Source organism: Bradyrhizobium sp. Kon58 (assembly GCF_055807455.1).
Genome location: NZ_JBVVOT010000031.1, coordinates 17,541 through 33,030, shown reverse-complemented (window position 1 = coordinate 33,030; position 15,490 = coordinate 17,541). Strand labels below are relative to the sequence as shown.

14 protein-coding genes are annotated in these 15,490 nt (G+C 64.3%); 8 read left to right on the top strand and 6 right to left on the bottom strand.

Going from position 1 to position 15,490, the window contains the following annotated elements:
• The first annotated feature begins 120 nt into the window (after positions 1 to 120).
• On the top strand, positions 121 to 1,968 hold the full coding sequence (locus AC0L20_RS32790; RefSeq protein ID WP_473294674.1) for a PHA/PHB synthase family protein: 1,848 nt from the start codon (positions 121 to 123) through the stop codon (positions 1,966 to 1,968).
• Here the strand turns inward: AC0L20_RS32790 and AC0L20_RS32785 are convergent.
• Both AC0L20_RS32785 and AC0L20_RS32780 read right to left on the bottom strand, forming a co-directional pair.
• On the bottom strand, positions 1,965 to 2,936 hold the full coding sequence (locus AC0L20_RS32785) for a CHAD domain-containing protein (protein ID WP_473294673.1): 972 nt from the start codon (positions 2,934 to 2,936) through the stop codon (positions 1,965 to 1,967). The two genes, AC0L20_RS32790 and AC0L20_RS32785, sit on opposite strands and share 4 nt — an antisense overlap.
• A 12-nt stretch (positions 2,937 to 2,948) precedes the next feature.
• Positions 2,949 to 4,481: a bifunctional aminoglycoside phosphotransferase/ATP-binding protein gene (locus AC0L20_RS32780; protein ID WP_473294672.1), complete on the bottom strand. Its 1,533-nt coding sequence runs from the start codon at positions 4,479 to 4,481 to the stop codon at positions 2,949 to 2,951.
• Between the two features lie 193 nt (positions 4,482 to 4,674).
• Here AC0L20_RS32780 and AC0L20_RS32775 point away from each other — a divergent pair, with 193 nt between their 5' ends.
• Both AC0L20_RS32775 and AC0L20_RS32770 read left to right on the top strand, forming a co-directional pair.
• The gene (locus AC0L20_RS32775; protein WP_473294671.1) at positions 4,675 to 5,499 is read left to right on the top strand and encodes a universal stress protein; all 825 of its coding nucleotides are present in this window, start codon (positions 4,675 to 4,677) and stop codon (positions 5,497 to 5,499) included.
• A gap of 69 nt (positions 5,500 to 5,568) precedes the next feature.
• Positions 5,569 to 8,262, top strand: coding sequence for a bifunctional acetate--CoA ligase family protein/GNAT family N-acetyltransferase (locus AC0L20_RS32770; RefSeq protein WP_473294670.1), 2,694 nt, complete (start codon positions 5,569 to 5,571; stop codon positions 8,260 to 8,262).
• 9 nt (positions 8,263 to 8,271) lie between these two features.
• Here AC0L20_RS32770 and AC0L20_RS32765 read toward each other — a convergent pair whose 3' ends face one another.
• Entirely contained in the window at positions 8,272 to 8,760 is a 489-nt protein-coding gene (locus AC0L20_RS32765; RefSeq protein WP_473294669.1) for a phage holin family protein, read from the bottom strand.
• Positions 8,761 to 9,027, bottom strand: a complete 267-nt coding sequence (locus tag AC0L20_RS32760) for a hypothetical protein (RefSeq protein WP_473294668.1) — start codon at positions 9,025 to 9,027, stop codon at positions 8,761 to 8,763. It abuts the gene before it with no gap.
• A gap of 175 nt (positions 9,028 to 9,202) precedes the next feature.
• Here AC0L20_RS32760 and AC0L20_RS32755 point away from each other — a divergent pair, with 175 nt between their 5' ends.
• The 3 genes from AC0L20_RS32755 to AC0L20_RS32745 are packed head-to-tail and all read left to right on the top strand — an operon-like array spanning position 9,203 to position 12,216.
• The gene (locus AC0L20_RS32755) at positions 9,203 to 10,339 is read left to right on the top strand and encodes an ABC transporter permease (RefSeq protein ID WP_473294667.1); all 1,137 of its coding nucleotides are present in this window, start codon (positions 9,203 to 9,205) and stop codon (positions 10,337 to 10,339) included.
• A gap of 2 nt (positions 10,340 to 10,341) precedes the next feature.
• Positions 10,342 to 11,109 carry an ABC transporter ATP-binding protein gene (locus AC0L20_RS32750; protein ID WP_473294666.1) on the top strand — a complete coding sequence of 256 codons (768 nt, stop codon included), beginning with the start codon at positions 10,342 to 10,344 and terminating at the stop codon, positions 11,107 to 11,109.
• 3 nt (positions 11,110 to 11,112) lie between these two features.
• A complete protein-coding gene (locus AC0L20_RS32745; RefSeq protein WP_473294665.1) occupies positions 11,113 to 12,216 on the top strand; it encodes an ABC-type transport auxiliary lipoprotein family protein in 1,104 nt (367 codons plus the stop codon).
• Between the two features lie 6 nt (positions 12,217 to 12,222).
• On the opposite strand, the gene AC0L20_RS32740 is transcribed toward AC0L20_RS32745, so the two are convergent.
• Positions 12,223 to 12,537 carry a c-type cytochrome gene (locus tag AC0L20_RS32740; protein WP_473294664.1) on the bottom strand — a complete coding sequence of 105 codons (315 nt, stop codon included), beginning with the start codon at positions 12,535 to 12,537 and terminating at the stop codon, positions 12,223 to 12,225.
• A gap of 148 nt (positions 12,538 to 12,685) precedes the next feature.
• Here AC0L20_RS32740 and AC0L20_RS32735 point away from each other — a divergent pair, with 148 nt between their 5' ends.
• Together AC0L20_RS32735 and AC0L20_RS32730 are read left to right on the top strand one after the other, a co-directional pair.
• Positions 12,686 to 13,396 carry a helix-turn-helix domain-containing protein gene (locus tag AC0L20_RS32735; protein WP_473294663.1) on the top strand — a complete coding sequence of 237 codons (711 nt, stop codon included), beginning with the start codon at positions 12,686 to 12,688 and terminating at the stop codon, positions 13,394 to 13,396.
• 496 nt (positions 13,397 to 13,892) lie between these two features.
• Positions 13,893 to 14,621 (top strand): Crp/Fnr family transcriptional regulator, encoded by a 729-nt coding sequence (locus tag AC0L20_RS32730; RefSeq protein ID WP_007601607.1) that lies wholly within the window; start codon positions 13,893 to 13,895, stop codon positions 14,619 to 14,621.
• On the opposite strand, the gene AC0L20_RS32725 is transcribed toward AC0L20_RS32730, so the two are convergent.
• Positions 14,618 to 15,394, bottom strand: a complete 777-nt coding sequence (locus AC0L20_RS32725; protein ID WP_473294662.1) for a cyclase family protein — start codon at positions 15,392 to 15,394, stop codon at positions 14,618 to 14,620. The genes AC0L20_RS32730 and AC0L20_RS32725 overlap by 4 nt on opposite strands.
• Between the last annotated feature and the right edge of the window lie 96 nt (positions 15,395 to 15,490).

Genomic DNA, 15,490 nt, shown 5'->3' with positions numbered 1-15,490 from the left:
GCAGGTCAAGGATGAATCGGGCCTTTCCCGATGCCCGGACTTGATGCAGCTCAACGCGCATCCCAAGCCTCGCCATATCCTGCTGCCACGTAGCCAAGAAGCTGGCAGGAACATTCAGCCATGAGCGTCGTGCAGATATTTCCAAGGGCCGAAGAGCCGTCCGCGCAGGCTCTCTCCCTCAATCCTGTCGTTGAGCCCGAAGCCTCTATGACGAGCCCCGACACACCGGCTGAAATGCCTGTCGCCGCCGAGCACCTGCCTCTATCGGAGCCATACCCTCTCGACCGCGCGTTTCATGCGATGCTGGCGCGGTTGACGGGCGGGATTTCGCCGCTGGCCTTGTCGCTCGCCTGGCTCGATTGGAGCTCTCATCTGGCTGCGGCGCCACAGCGTCAGGTGGAGATGTCGCGCAACGTGCTTCGCGACATGGGCAAGTTCGTGGAAGCCGCCGCGCATGCGACGTCGCAAAAGCCGTGGTCCGTGATTGCGCCGCAGGGGCGGGATCGTCGCTTCAGGGGGCCGCAGTGGGAAGCCGCACCGTTCAATCTGCTTGCGCAGGCATTCCTGCTCGGAGAGCGCTGGTGGCACGATGCCGCGACAGGTGTACGTGGCGTGTCGCACGCAAATGAAGCCATCGTCGAATTTTCGATGCGTCAGATGCTCGACATGCTGGCGCCGTCGAATTTCGCGGCGACCAATCCGCAAGTGCTGGAGAAGGCGTTCCGGAGCGGTGGGGAGAATTTCGTATTCGGCTGGCAGAACTGGTGCAGCGACCTGATCCGCCTGCTCTCCGCCGCAACGCCGGCGGGTGACGAACAGTTTGTCGTCGGCAAGACGGTCGCGGCTTCGCCGGGCAAGGTCGTCTATCGCAACGAGTTGATCGAGCTGATCCAGTACCATCCGACGACCGCTCAAGTGCGACCCGAGCCAATCCTGATCGTGCCGGCCTGGATCATGAAGTACTACATCCTCGATCTATCGCCGCAGAATTCTCTGGTGAGGTATCTGACCGGCCAGGGCTTCACCGTATTCGCGATTTCCTGGCGAAATCCGGATGCCAAAGACCGGGATGTTGCCTTTGACGACTATCGCAAGCTGGGTGTCATGGCGGCGTTGGACATGATCGGCCGGATCGTGCCGGGCCGGAACACCCATGCGCTCGGCTACTGCCTGGGCGGCACATTGCTGTCGATCGCTGCGGCTGCGATGGCGCGCGATGGCGATAAGCGACTGTGCACGACCACCCTGCTTGCCGCACAGACGGATTTCACCGAGGCCGGCGAGCTGACGCTCTTCGTCAACGAGAGCCAGGTCGCCTTTCTCGAGGACCTGATGTGGCAGCGGGGCTATCTGGACACGACGCAGATGGCCGGCGCGTTCCAGTTGTTGCGCTCCAACGAACTGATCTGGTCGCGGCTGTCGCACGACTATCTGATGGGCGAGGGTGCGCCACCGAGCGATCTGATGGCCTGGAACGCCGACGCCACGCGGCTGCCCTATCGCATGCACTCGGAGTATCTGCGAAAGCTATTCCTGGGCAACGATCTGGCCGAGGGCCGCTATCGTGTCGAGGACAAGAGCGTGTCGCTTTCCGACATCCATGCGCCGATGTTCGTGGTCGGCACGCTCGCCGATCACGTCGCGCCGTGGCGATCCGTCTACAAGATCCACTATCAGGTCGATGCCGACGTGACCTTTGTGTTGACCAGCGGCGGCCACAATGCGGGCGTCGTCGCGCCGCCGGACGAGCCCGGCCACAGCTATCAAGTGCTGATCAAGGCCGCCGATGCGCCCTATGTCGGCCCGGACGAATGGCTGAAGCTCGCACCGCAAGTCGAGGGATCGTGGTGGCCGGAATGGGCAGAATGGCTGGCAGCACGCTCCGGGGCGCCCTGCGATCAACCGCAGACCGGAGGCGGAGACCTTGACGGTCTGCCCCACGCGCCGGGAGACTATGTCCACACCTAATCCTCGGGCTGCGCATTCGGCGCAAGGTCGGCGGAGCGGAACGGCTTGGCCTTGTCGAGTTTCCGGTAGGCGTCTGAGGCGGTCCGCAACAGTTTCTTTTCGCGCTTGCGGTTGAGGAAGCGAATGCCCGCCTCGGGGACGGCCTCGTTCAATGACGCCGCCAAGGTTTGCCCTCGCGCGTCGTCGTTCAATCGCCCGAGCGACTTTTGCGCCTTGCGCAAGTGCTTGAGGATCGACTTCTGCTTGGTCAGCGATTCGTCGGCAAACAGGTCGTCCAGGGACTCGATCGAATAAGTCAGCCGCTTGTTGAGAAGCCGCAGCTTGTGCCGTTTCTCGACACCGAGCTTGCAGAGCTTACGTGCTTTCTTGAGCAGCGCCTTTTCCCATTCCGCGAGTTTCGCTGTTGCGTGGTCGGCGAGCGCGCAGCGGCGCAGCCTGATGGCCTCCTTGCTGCGGCGGGTCGACCAAGGGCCGCTCTCGATCCAGGCTGACGTCTGCTCGACGAGCCGGCGATACCGCGCGGATTGCAGCGCGCGCGCCAGCAGGCGGTGGCTCTCGGCGCGCTTCTCATCCCAATGCTGGAGCTCGGCAATCACGGTCAAATCGCCTCCACTTTCGGCGATGACCCGCTCGATCGCCACGTCGAGATCCCGCACCATGCCGAGCTGGCTGTTCAGCCATTTCAGCTCGGTCCAGACCTCCGGCCGTACGGCGTCATCCACCATCGGCGAGAAGAAGCGGATGGCGGTGCGCAGATGCGTCAGTGCAATCCGGATCTGGTGCAGCGCCTCCGGATCGCCGCGGCAGGTGCCGTCATGCTGGGCGAGAACGGCGGCGAGGTGACGGCGGGCGATGATCCGGAACGCCGTGTCGCAGACCATGCCGGGGCTGAGGCGGCCGGGCAGGGCATTGTGCCTCGCCGCAGGCTTGACGCGCGCGGCCGTCGAATTCGTGCTGGGTCGCGCCATTTGCAGATTGCCTTACTTGCTCTCGGCGATCGCGTCCCGGCAGTTCTGGAGCGTCTGCTCTTGCGTCCCGGATGCATCGATGGTCGCCCAACCGATATGGCCGATATTATAGTGCTCTTGCAGCGCGGCAACCTCTTGCGTGGCGTCGGATGCGTCGCCCCGGCGGGCTCCGATCCGCGCCTGCCGCGTCGCGAGGTCCGCAACCAGAAATAGGCCGCTCAGCGGCAAATTACGCTCGCGAGCCAGTGCTGCAACCGCGTCCCGTTCGTCCTCACGGGCGAACACGCCGTCGATGATCGCTGAATGGCCTTGCGCCAGCACCCGCCCGGCGTGCCGAGCCAATATCTCGTAAACCCGGGCCGTGACCTCCGGCGTGTATGCGGATGCCGGCAGCCGGTCCGTGTCCTCGACCCCGAACATCTGCTTGCGGACGAGGTCGCTGCGCAGCACGACGGCGCCCGGCTGCGGCGCTACGTCCGGCGCGAGCGTGCGTGCCAAAATCGTCTTTCCGGTGCCTGACAATCCGCCGACTGCAATCAGCCGGGGAGCGGGAGGATGGATCAGCGCGCGGGCGAGGCCAAAATAGCGCCGTGCCCCGTCGAGAATACTGGGATCATCGGAATGCGGCGGCTTCAGCCGTGCCAGCGCGACCTGGGCGCGGATCGCCGCCCGGATGGACATGAACAGGGGCAGTGCGGAGAGCGCGTCGAGATTTTCGACTGGAGTCGCGGCGAGATAGCGGTTCAGCACGATGTTGGCCGCGCGTGGCTGATCGTGGTGCAACAGGTCCATCAATCCGAATGCGAGATCGTAGAGCACGTCGGTGGTTGCCATCTGGGCGTCGAATTCGATGGCGTCGAATAGCACCGGCCGCTCGTCGATCGACACGATGTTCGCAAGATGCAGGTCGCCATGGCAGCGGCGCACGAAGCCTTGACGGCCGCGCTCTTCGAGCAAAGGCCGGAGGCAGAGGAACATTGCTTGCGAGTCTCTGCCGAGTTCTGCGATCTCTTCGGTTTCGAAATGATTGCGGGTCCGCAGGCCATTGCTGTTGCCATCGATCAGGCCGGGGATGGAGGAAACCCATGGGCTGCCGTCGGCCCGAACAGCCTGCGCATGCGAAGCCACGATCGCGTCGGCGACAGCTGAGGCAAACGTGTCATCCAGCGCTCCGGCCTTGGCCAGATGATCCAACGTCCCGCTTTCGTCGAAGCGCAACATCTCGACCGCATACTCGATCGGCCGGCCGCTTCCGTCGACCTTCACCGATCCATCGGCCTCTTCCGTGATCGCGACGACGCGGTGATAGATCTGCGGCGCCAGCGGCCGGTTGATCCTGATCTCCTCCTCGCACGCCGCCTTGCGCTTCTCGAGCGTCGAATAGTCGAGGAACGGAAATTTCACGGCGCGCTTGATTTTCAGGGCGCGTCTGCCTTCGAGGAACACCGAAGCGGCGTGCGTATCGATCCGCCTCACGTTCGGATGATCCGCGGAATTGGTGAGCGCCGCAAAGATCCGGTCCTGAGTCGTAGAATCGTCTGTCATTCCAGCTGGTACATCCAGATGCGTCGGGAGGCGGCTCGCCACGCGATCAGGTTAATCCATAGAAGCAGATCGCGGCCAGTCCTTGACTTCGGTCAACGCCTGTCTCCCTCCAACCGGTCGGAGTTCCCGGGCTTGACGAGGATCAAGCGTCCCGACCAAAGCCAGCCTATTCTGGCGCCTGAGGAGAATCCCGATGCCGATCAAGGACGTCTTTCTGCCGCTCGTCGGCCAGCCACGCGGCCCGGCCCTTGCTGCGATCGAGAAATGCGTGGCCGTTGCTGCCGACCTCGGCGCCAGGATCACCGCGCTGGCACTCGAAGAGGATGTTTTCGTGCGGCCGAAGGTGATGCTCCCCGATGCGGCCGAGGCAAACGGCTCGCTTGGCGACAGTCAGCATCTCCTGGATGCGTTCACCCGCGCAACCTCCCGCACCGGCATCCGGGCTCAAAGCCGGTCAGCCAAGGTGCCGGCAGATCAGATCGCGTCAGTCTTGGCCGAGCACGGGCGCTTCAGCGATCTCACGCTGGTCCCCGTGAAGCCACACGACAGCCGAACCGAGCACATCATCGAGACGCTCCTGTTCGAGTCCGGGCGGCCAGTGCTGCTCTGCCCGGAGCAGCATGTGGACGAACTGCGACCGGAATTCGAGAACGTCATGATCGCCTGGGATCACTCCGCGCGTGCGGCGCGCGCGGTCGGTGACGCGCTGCCTATCCTTCAGGCAGCAGCCCTGGTCCGCGTGGTGACCGTGGCGGACGACAAGTCCGAGGCGATCGTGCAATCCGGGACGGCTCTCGTCGATCATTTGAGGGTACATGGGGTCTACGCCTCGTTCGAAACCACGACGGGCAGCGGCAGCTCGATTGGCAAGGTGCTCGGAAGCTGGGCGAATTCCCATGCCATCGACGCAATCGTGATGGGCGCCTACCATCATTCGCGTCTGAACGAGATCGTTTGGGGCGGTGTGACAAAGACCGTCGTTGGCGAGCCACCGTGCTGGGTTATGCTCTCGTACTAGGCGGGTGGCCAGTTTATCGGCCTGATCGTCAACCATCGGAACCGCCACCGACCGGGCGCATTTGCTTTCATGTCAACCTATCGTCTGAAGAACCTGCTGTCGCCGCGTTCGGTCGCGCTCGTCGGCGCGAGCGCCCGCCCGGTCTCCGTTGGACGCGCCGTTCTGGAGAACATTCAGAAGGCTGGATTCTCGGGACAGTTCGGCCTCGTCAATCCGCGCCATGCCGAGATCGGCGGCGTCGCGGCCGTGGACAGCCTCGACAAATTGCCGTTCGTGCCCGAGCTCGTGATCATCACCGCGCCGGCGCGCGCGGTTCCCGGCATCGTTGATCGAGCCGGGCGACGCGGCTCGGCGGGCGCCCTGATCGTCTCGGCCGGGCTCGGCCATGGACCGGGGTCCCTGCACGAAGCCGCCATCGCTGCGGCCCGCAAATACGGCATGCGGTTGATCGGGCCGAACTGCTTGGGCATCATGATGCCCGGCGTGAGCCTCAATGCGAGTTTTGCCGCGCACATGCCGGGGCCGGGGAATCTCGCGCTGATCTCGCAATCGGGCGCGATCGCGGCCGGTATGGTCGATTGGGCCGCACAGCGCGGCGTCGGCTTCTCCGGCATCGTCTCGATCGGCGATCAAATCGACGTCGATATTGCCGATCTGCTCGACTATTTCGCGATGGATCACAAGACCCGCGCGATTCTGCTCTACATCGAAGCCATCAAGGACGCGCGCAAGTTCATGTCGGCCGCGCGGGCCGCGGCGCGTGTGAAGCCCGTTGTCGTGGTGAAGTCCGGCCGAATGGCGCAGGGCGCGAAGGCGGCCGCCACCCATACCGGTGCACTCGCCGGCGCCGACGCCGTCTATGACGCGGCGTTCCGGCGCGCGGGCGTCCTGCGGGTCTCCGATCTCCGCGAGCTGTTCGATTGCGCCGAGACGCTCGGCCGCGTCGAGTCGCCGGCGGGAAAGCGCCTCGCCATCCTGACCAATGGCGGCGGCATCGGTGTCCTCGCTATTGACCGATTGGTCGAGCTCGGCGGCATTCCGGCGACCATCTCGGCCGACGCCCGCAAGAAACTCGATGACGCGCTGCCGCCGACTTGGTCCGGCGCAAATCCCGTCGACATCGTGGGCGACGCTGATGCGTCGCGCTATGCGGCGGCGCTCGAGGTGTTGCTTGCCGATCCCGACAACGACGCGGTCCTCGTCCTCAACGTGCAGACCGCGATTGCCTCGGCTGCGGATATCGCAACAATGGTGACCGAACGGGTCAAGGCATATCGCGAGAAGCACCGCAGTTGGGCCAAGCCCGTGCTCGCCTCGTGGATCGGAGCAGACCAGAACATCATCGAAACACTGTCCGGCGCGGGCATCCCGAACTATCCGACCGAGGATGACGCCGTGCGCGGCTTCATGTACCTCGTGAGGCATCGCGAAGTCGTGGAGGAGCTGAGCCAGGTTCCACCGGCGATGCCCGAGACGTTCGTGCCGGACGCACGTACTGCGAAGCAGATCGTAGCTGCTGCCATTGCCGACGGCCGCCAATGGCTCGAACCCGTCGAGATCAAGCACCTGCTCGAAGCGTACGATATCGCGATGGTGCCCACATACGCCGCGGCCGATGTCGAGCAGGCGGTGGCCTACGCGAAAGACATCTTTGCGCAAGGCGCCACCGTCGTGCTGAAGATCATGTCGCGCGACATCGTCCACAAATCCGATGTCGGCGGCGTCGTGCTCAATCTGACGACGGTCGAGGCGGTCCGCGCCGCCGCCACCGACATTCTCGCCCGGGCAAGCAAGCTGCGTCCGCATGCCCGCATCGAGGGCGTCATCGTGCAGGCGATGGTCGTGAAGGCGAAGGCGCGCGAGTTGATTTTGGGTCTCGCCGACGATCCGACCTTCGGCACCGTCGTGGTGTTCGGCCGCGGCGGGACCGCGGTCGAGATCATCAACGACAAGGCGCTTGCGCTGCCGCCGCTCGATCTGCAACTGGCCCGCGACCTGATCGACCGCACGCGCGTGTCACGGCTGCTTCGCGCTTACCGGGACGTGCCGGCGGTGAAGCCCGACGCGGTCGCCATGGTCCTGGTCAAGCTGGCGCAGATGGCCGCCGACATTCCCGGGATCCGTGAATTCGACATCAATCCGCTGCTGGCGGACGAAACCGGCGTGACCGCGGTCGATGCCCGCGTCGCGGTCGGGTTGCCGCAAAGGAAGTTTGCGGGCTCCGGCGCCGCCAATTTCGCCGTTCGGGCCTATCCGTCGCAATGGGAGCGCCGCCTCAAGCTCAAAGAGGGCTGGCGGATCTTCGCGCGGCCCCTGCGTCCGGAGGACGAGCCGACCATCCACGCATTTCTGCGTCATGTCACGGCGCACGACCTTCGTCTGCGTTTCTTCGCGCCGATGAAGGAGTTCACCCACGAGTTCATCGCGCGCCTGACCCAACTGGATTATGCGCGCGCGATGGCCTTTATCGCATTCGACGAGGCGACCGGTGAGATGGTCGGCGTGGTCCGACTCCACTCGGACTCGATCTACGAGAGCGGTGAATATGCGATCCTGTTGCGGTCCGATCTCAAGGGCAAGGGTCTGGGATGGGCCCTGATGCAGCTGATCATCGACTACGCGAGATCGGAGGGGCTCAAAGCGATCTCCGGTGATGTTCTCAGGGAGAACACCACGATGCTCGAAATGTGCCGGCAGCTTGGCTTCGAGGTGAAGCCGGACCCCACTGAACCGGATATTTGCGACGTCAGGCTGAAACTCTGAGCGCGACCGCTATGAGCGCGCTTCAGCCGGATTTGCGGCGGGGGCCTCCTTGGCCGTTCTCCGCAAAGTCTTGATCAGGACCGCAATCAGCGGCACCAGCACGGGCAAGATGGTGCTGAGCGGATGATGGACGGCGCCCGACACCTGGGCCTGGAATGTGCGTGCCTCGAGCTGAAGTGCTTCGATGGATGCGCCGTGAATCTCGTTGGCGAGTTCGATGTCGCGGCCTGCAGGAGGCCGGCTGGCAATCACAAAGAGAATTGCGGCGATGGCAAAATTGACGGCGCCGAGGATGGCCGCCGCGCCAATGGCACTCCAGATCTGCACCAGTGCGAAATAGGCGGAGAGCTCCAGCATCAGGAGCCCGAACGCGGCGATCAGCGCCGCAAAGGCGCGCATGCCAAGGCCGATCAGCAGGTGGCGCAGCCTGATGTCCGCGATGATCCTGTTGGTGCGCCAGAGCACACGCAGATGTTTGACGACATTTTCCGTGTTCACCTAGTGCCTCCGCAGCATGAAGCCGACGACTACGCCGAGCGCGAAGGCCGAGGCAAGTGATGTGATCGGGCGGTCCGCAATGAGGCCCTGAAGCTGCTGCTGGTCCTCGTCGACGGTCTCGCCGAGCGCGGCCTTGATCTGATCGACAAGCGCCTCCGCACGGGCTTTCGAACTGCCGAACATCTCCTCGCCGGCCGTGCTCAGCAAGCGTGCGACATCGACCTTCAGCGTGCGCAGTTCTTCGCTCATCCTGTCGCTGTCGAACATGGTTCTGATTTCCCCGTTGATGGAAACAAACCTAGGACCCACCGGCCCGACCGCGCTTGATTTGCGTCAAGGAGGCAGACGCGTCGTGGTCTTGAGACAGGTCAAACCGGCTGCCACATGCTGGCCTAGAATGACCGGCTGAATGGGGACCCGGTTGTCCCGATGAGGTGGAAGCGTGAATTCCGAACCGCTGTTGCTGGCAACGCCCTCCGGCGAAGAGCTGAAATTGTGCCCGGAAGGGCCGTGGATTGCCGCGAACGTGTCGATGCTCGAGACATTGTCCCGGTCGGTCGGGGCGGACGTCGATCGATCCAGAGCCGTGACCTTGGACATGTCGGGCGTTAGCGCGCTCGACACGCTGGGCGCCTGGGTCCTGGAAAAGCTGTCGCGCAGGGCCTCATCATCCGGTCAATCAGCCGAGTTTATCGGTGTCGCCGACCATTTCAGCGGCCTGATGGACGAGGTGCGTCAGGTCAACCGCCACACCCCGCCGCCGCCGCCTGCACCCAACCCTGTTCTGCTCAGGCTGAACGATCTCGGCAAGTCCACGGTCGGCGCGCGCGAAGACCTCACGATCTTTCTTCAAATGCTGGGCGCGCTGTTCATGGCCCTGATCGGCGTGCTGCGCCGGCCGCGCTCGCTGCGGCTGACATCGCTGATCTATCAGCTCTATCGCATCGGCTGGCAGGCCATCCCCATCGTCGTGCTGATCACCTTCCTGATCGGCGCCATCATCGCCCAGCAGGGATTTTTCCATTTCCGCAGGTTCGGCGCAGAGTCCTACACCGTCGACATGGTCGGCATCCTGGTGCTGCGCGAGCTCGGCGTGCTGATCGTCGCCATCATGGTCGCGGGCCGCTCGGGAAGCGCCTACACCGCCGAGCTCGGCTCGATGAAGATGCGCGAGGAGATCGACGCCCTTTCGACCATGGGCCTCGATCCCGTCCACGTCCTGATCCTGCCGCGGGTTGCGGCCCTGGTGATTGCGCTGCCGATCCTTGCCTTCATCGGGTCGATCGCCGCACTCTATGGCGGCGGCCTGGTCGCGCAGTTCTACGGCGGCATGGCGCCGGCGATCTACATCGCGCGGCTGCACGAGGCGATCTCGGTCACCCATTTCGAGGTGGGCATCCTGAAGGCGCCGTTCATGGCGCTGGTGATCGGAGTAGTCGCCTGCAGCGAGGGCTTGCGCGTGAAGGGCAGCGCCGAGTCGCTGGGACGACAGACCACGACGTCGGTGGTCAAGTCGATCTTCCTGGTGATCGTGCTCGACGGCCTGTTCGCGATTTTCTTCGCCTCGATCGGAATGTGATCATGGGCGAATCGCAAGAGCAGTTCTCAATCCGCGTCCGCGACCTCGTGGTCGGCTTCGGCCGGCAGACCGTGCTCGATCATCTGTCCCTCGACGTGCGCCGGGGTGAGATCCTCGGACTCGTGGGGGCGTCGGGTGGCGGCAAGTCGGTGCTGATGCGGACCATCATCGGCCTCATCCCGCGCCAGGGCGGGACCATCGAGGTCACGGGACGGCCGATCGGCGGCCGTACCGAAGGCGCCGCCACGACATGGGGCATCCTGTTCCAGCAGGGCGCGCTGTTCTCCTCGCTGACGGTCCGGCAGAACATCCAGTTTCCGCTACGTGAAAATCTCGTCCTGTCGCAGGAGCTGATGGACGAGATCGCGATCGCCAAGCTCGAAATGGTCGGGCTGCGGGCGCAAGACGCCGATAAATATCCGGCGGAGCTATCCGGCGGCATGACCAAGCGCGTGGCGCTGGCGCGCGCGCTCGCACTTGATCCGCCGATCCTGTTCCTGGACGAGCCGACATCAGGTCTCGATCCGATCGCGGCGGGTGATTTCGACGCGCTGATCGGGACCCTGCAAAAGACCCTCGGCCTCACCGTGTTCATGGTTACCCATGATCTGGCGAGCCTGACAACGGTCTGCGATCGCGTCGCCGCTCTCGCCGACGGCAAGATCGTGGCGATCGGTCCGATGCGCGAACTGCTGCAATCCGAGCATCCCTGGGTGCGCGCCTATTTCCATGGCAAGCGCTCGCAGATGCTGCAACACGAGATGAGATGAGACATGGAAACCCGCGCTCCCTACGTGTTGATCGGCAGTTTCGTCCTGGCGGCGATCCTCGCTGTGTTCGGCTTCGTCTATTGGCTGAACAACACCGGCGGCATCGGACCGCGCACGAGCTATCACGTGCAATTCCAGGGCCCGGTGCCGGGCCTTCTGGTCGGCGCCGGCGTGCTGTTCAACGGCATCCGCGTCGGCGAGGTCACCCAGCTCGGGCTTGCGCCGGACAATCCACGCTTCGTCAATGCGACAATATCGGTTGCTTCAACCACGCCGGTGCGCGCCGACAGCAGGGTCGGGCTCGATTTCCAGGGACTGACCGGCGTGCCGGTGGTGACGCTTGAGGGAGGCGTCATCGTCACCAAATCCGGCGAGCCTCCGACCTTGATTGCCGAGGCGGGTGCGGGCCAGAGCATGACGCAGGCCGCGCGGGATGCACTGCGGCGGGTCGACACCGTGCTGGAGGACAATTCGGGCCCGCTGAAGGACACCATCGCCAATCTCAAGACCTTCTCCGACGGGCTGGCGCGCAACACCGGCAAGATCGACGGCATTTTGGCGGGCCTGGAGAAGATGACCGGCGGTGGGACGCCGGCGCAGAAAGTCACCTATGACCTGCGCACGCCGCAGAACCTCGGTCCGGCCGGCAAGACGCTCTCCGCGTCACTGGCGGTCCCCGAGCCGACGGCAGTCGCCATGCTGCAGACCCAGCGCATGCTGTTCGCGCCCGGCGGCGACAATTCGGGCTTTGCGGACTTCCTCTGGGCCGACAGCATTCCCAAGCTGGTGCAGGCGCGGCTGATCGACAGTTTCGAGAACTACGACATCGCCCACGCGCCGTTGCGCACGGCCGATCTCGGGCAGGCGGACTATCAGCTGCTGATCGACATCAGGCGCTTCCGCATTGCCACCGAGGGAGAGACACGGGTCGAGATCGGCCTGTCGGCGCGGATTGTCGACAAGAACGGCAAGGTGATCGCCTCGCGTCTCGTCGAGACCAGCGAAAAGCTCGACAAGGTCGAACCGGCCGCGGCGGTCGCAGCGTTCGATAGGGCCTTTACGCGCATCGCGAAGGAGCTGATCGGCTGGACGGTGCAAGCGGTATGACGCCGGCTATTCCAGGGTCTTGAGGTAGGACAGGAGATCGTGGATCTGGTCCGGACTGAGCTCGAAGGCCGGCATGTCGGCGTGGCCGGTGTTGATGCCCTCGGCCAGCGCCTCCCCAAGGCTCTCGATGGGATAGCGCTGGTGCAGGGCTCGCAGCGGCGGTGCGATCTTGAGCGGACTGTTCGACGCACGGTCGATCGCGTGGCAGCGCGCGCAATTGGCGCGCGAGGCCTTGCCGCGTTGTTCGGCGGTCGGGGCAGCCAGGGCCGACGTCATCAGAAGCAACCCGACCAACCCCTGACGCAGCGTTCCTTGCAGCATGTAAAGTGACCCCGTTCAAATCCGGGAGAAGAATAGGGCGGGGATTCCCTCCAAAATTGATCTGGGTCAACCGGCGTTGGCGCAGTGCAGTAAAATGCAGCCGCGCGGCGGAATGGGCCTGATGGGCAGCCGGCGCTTGGAGCGGTGGATGAAGCCCGTGGTCACGATTGAGCCGAACTGGCAGCTCTGCAGCGATTGCGCCGTCCGCGCATCGGCGGTTTGTTCGTCGCTGGATGCCGTCGAGCTTCGGGAATTCGAGCATCTCGGCCGGCGCGTCCATTTTTCCTCGGGCGAGACCGTGTTCTCCGAGGAGGACATCACGACCTCTTTCTTCAATCTCTTCGAGGGCGTCATGCGGCTGTACAAGCTGCTGCCCGACGGCCGCCGGCAGATCGTGGGCTTTGCCTTGCCCGGCGATTTCCTGGGGATGAACATTTCGGGCAGGCACAATTTTTCGGCCGATGCGATCGGCGCGGTGACCATATGCCAGTTCGCGAAGGCACCCTTCGGCCGTTTCATCGAGGACCGGCTGCACCTCCTCAGGCGGATCAACGAGCTGGCGATTCGCGAGCTGAACCAGGCCCGGGACCACATGGTCCTGCTCGGCCGTCGTTCGGCGGACGAAAAGGTTGCGGCCTTTCTGCTCGGCTGGCGCGAGCGGCTGGCCTCGCTGAAGGGGGCATCGGACACGGTCCCGCTTCCGATGAGCCGCCAGGACATCGCCGACTACCTCGGCCTGACCATCGAGACCGTCAGCCGCACCTTCACCAAGCTGGAGCGCCACGGCGTGATCGAGATCATTCATGGCGGGATCAGCCTGCTCGATCCGGCGAAGGTCGAGGCCTTGGCCGCAGCCTGATTCCGACGCAGCGCGGCTCGATTTTGATCGGGATCAATGCATTCGGCCGCGTGCCCAGAACAATGCCTGAAACCACAGTGGAGGGCATCATGCCGGCTGACGCGTTGCTTATGAGCATCATTGTCGTGGCAATCTTTGTCACATTCGCCGGGGCACTGGCCTGGGCAGACCGGCAAACCAGTCCAGGCCCGCTCAAGTCAGACGTCAAGCGTCGAAGCTCCTGAGATCACGGTCGCATTTGCGGCGCCCGCCGCGTGGGCTATGCCGTGCGAGTGCGGGAGGGTTGGCAGCGCCTCAACGCAAGGCGGCGTGCGGCGCCTGCAACTCTGCATCGCCTAGGACGCATTGGCTCATCCTGCGGCTGCCGGCTTCACGCCCGACCGCGGCATTTTCGCCGCGTTTGCCTCAAATCAGGAGCATGCTTTCCGGTTGAAAAACTGGGCTACACTGACTACGCAGGGACCCCAGTGCCTCGCAGTCTTAGGAGCCCAGTGGCGTGCCTCAGGACAAGACCGGCGACGACCCCCGACAAGCGGCGGGAAATAAATTATCGGTCCTGCGCAAGCACCCGATCTTTGCGGATCTGGAGCCGGAGGCGCTGGATCAGCTCTGCCGTTACGCCAAGCACACCACGGTGAAGCGCGGCGCGACGATCGCTGCCAAGGGCGATCCCGGCAACAACCTGTTTGCGGTGATCACGGGGACGGTGAAGATCTCCTCTTCGTCGCCCGACGGCCGTAACGCCATTCTCAATCTGATCGGTCCCGGAGAGATTTTCGGCGAAATCGCGGTGCTCGACGGCGCCCCGAGGTCGGCCGATGCGACCGCCAACACCAATTGCGAACTCTACATCATCGACCGCCGGGACTTCCTGCCGTTCGTGAAGAGCCAGCCGGCGCTTGCAATGAAATTCATCGAGCTGCTCTGCGCGCGCCTGCGCTGGACCAGTCAGCAGGTCGAGCAGGTGATCCTGCAAAATCTGCCGGGCCGGCTTGCGAGCGCGCTGCTCGGCCTCACCGAAGAGCGCAAGTTCGACTCCGGCAGCGGCACTCTCGCCATCACGCAGCAGGAGATCAGCGAGATGGTGGGGATGACGCGCGAGAGCATCAACAAGCAATTGCGCGCCTGGGCTGGCCGCAACTGGGTTCGCCTCGAGCACGGCGCCATCGTCGTGCTCGACATGGATGCCTTGCGCGAACTCGCCGAGAGCGGGCTCGACAGCTAGCTGTCGATGATCGCGACGGCGCGGGTCCAGCCCGCGGAGGCCCGCTCGATCTTCACTGGAAAGCACGAGACGGTGAACCCGGTCGAAGGCAGCTGGTCGAGATTGTGCAGCTTCTCGAGATGACAATAGCCGATGTGCCGCCCCGCCTTGTGGCCTTCCCAGATCAGGCCGGCATCTTTCGTTTCGGCGTATTTCTTCGCGGTGTGGACGAACGGCGCGTCCCAGCTCCAGCCGTCGGTGCCGGTCAGCCGCACGCCGCGTTCGAGCAGGTACATGGTGGCCTCATAGCCCATGCCGCAGCCTGAGCTGACATAGTCGACTTGGCCGAACCTGGCGCCGGCGCCGGTGTTGACGACGACGATCTCCAGCGGCGACAGCGAATGCCCGATCCGCCTCAACTCCTTCTCGACGTCGTCGGCGCTCGCCACGTAGCCGTCGGGGAGATGCCGGAAGTCGAGCTTCACGCCGGGCTGAAAGCACCATTCCAGCGGCACCTCGTCGATCGTCCATGACCGCTCGCCGCGATTCATGGTCGGATGGAAGTGCCAGGGCGCATCGAGATGCGTGCCGTTGTGGGTCGAGAGCGAGACCTGCTCGACGGCCCAGCCCTGGCCGTCCGGCAGGTCCTGTGCCGTGAGGCCCTCGAAGAACTGCAGCATCCGCGGCAGGCCCTGCTGGTGATCGATGTACTGGATCGCCGGGTGATTGCCCGGCGGATCCGCCGTCACGTCGTTTCTCAGCGGCACGGAGATGTCGATCAGCTTCCGCGGCATGGGCATTCCTCGGGATGGTCCGTTTTGTTTCGCGGCATCTTGAGGGGGCCGCACCGGCGGCGTCAAGCAACGCGCATCAACGCTTTCCGCGGCAGA

Excerpts from the sequence above, each read along its gene's own strand:
- AC0L20_RS32790 (WP_473294674.1), top strand. The coding sequence starts at position 121 with ATGAGCGTCGTGCAGATATTTCCAAGGGCCGAAGAGCCGTCCGCGCAG.
- AC0L20_RS32785 (WP_473294673.1), bottom strand. The coding sequence starts at position 2,936 with ATGGCGCGACCCAGCACGAATTCGACGGCCGCGCGCGTCAAGCCTGCG.
- AC0L20_RS32780 (WP_473294672.1), bottom strand. The coding sequence starts at position 4,481 with ATGACAGACGATTCTACGACTCAGGACCGGATCTTTGCGGCGCTCACC.
- AC0L20_RS32775 (WP_473294671.1), top strand. The coding sequence starts at position 4,675 with ATGCCGATCAAGGACGTCTTTCTGCCGCTCGTCGGCCAGCCACGCGGC.
- AC0L20_RS32770 (WP_473294670.1), top strand. The coding sequence starts at position 5,569 with ATGTCAACCTATCGTCTGAAGAACCTGCTGTCGCCGCGTTCGGTCGCG.
- AC0L20_RS32760 (WP_473294668.1), bottom strand. The coding sequence starts at position 9,027 with ATGTTCGACAGCGACAGGATGAGCGAAGAACTGCGCACGCTGAAGGTC.
- AC0L20_RS32750 (WP_473294666.1), top strand. The coding sequence starts at position 10,342 with ATGGGCGAATCGCAAGAGCAGTTCTCAATCCGCGTCCGCGACCTCGTG.
- AC0L20_RS32745 (WP_473294665.1), top strand. The coding sequence starts at position 11,113 with ATGGAAACCCGCGCTCCCTACGTGTTGATCGGCAGTTTCGTCCTGGCG.
- AC0L20_RS32740 (WP_473294664.1), bottom strand. The coding sequence starts at position 12,537 with ATGCTGCAAGGAACGCTGCGTCAGGGGTTGGTCGGGTTGCTTCTGATG.
- AC0L20_RS32735 (WP_473294663.1), top strand. The coding sequence starts at position 12,686 with ATGAAGCCCGTGGTCACGATTGAGCCGAACTGGCAGCTCTGCAGCGAT.
- AC0L20_RS32725 (WP_473294662.1), bottom strand. The coding sequence starts at position 15,394 with ATGCCGCGGAAGCTGATCGACATCTCCGTGCCGCTGAGAAACGACGTG.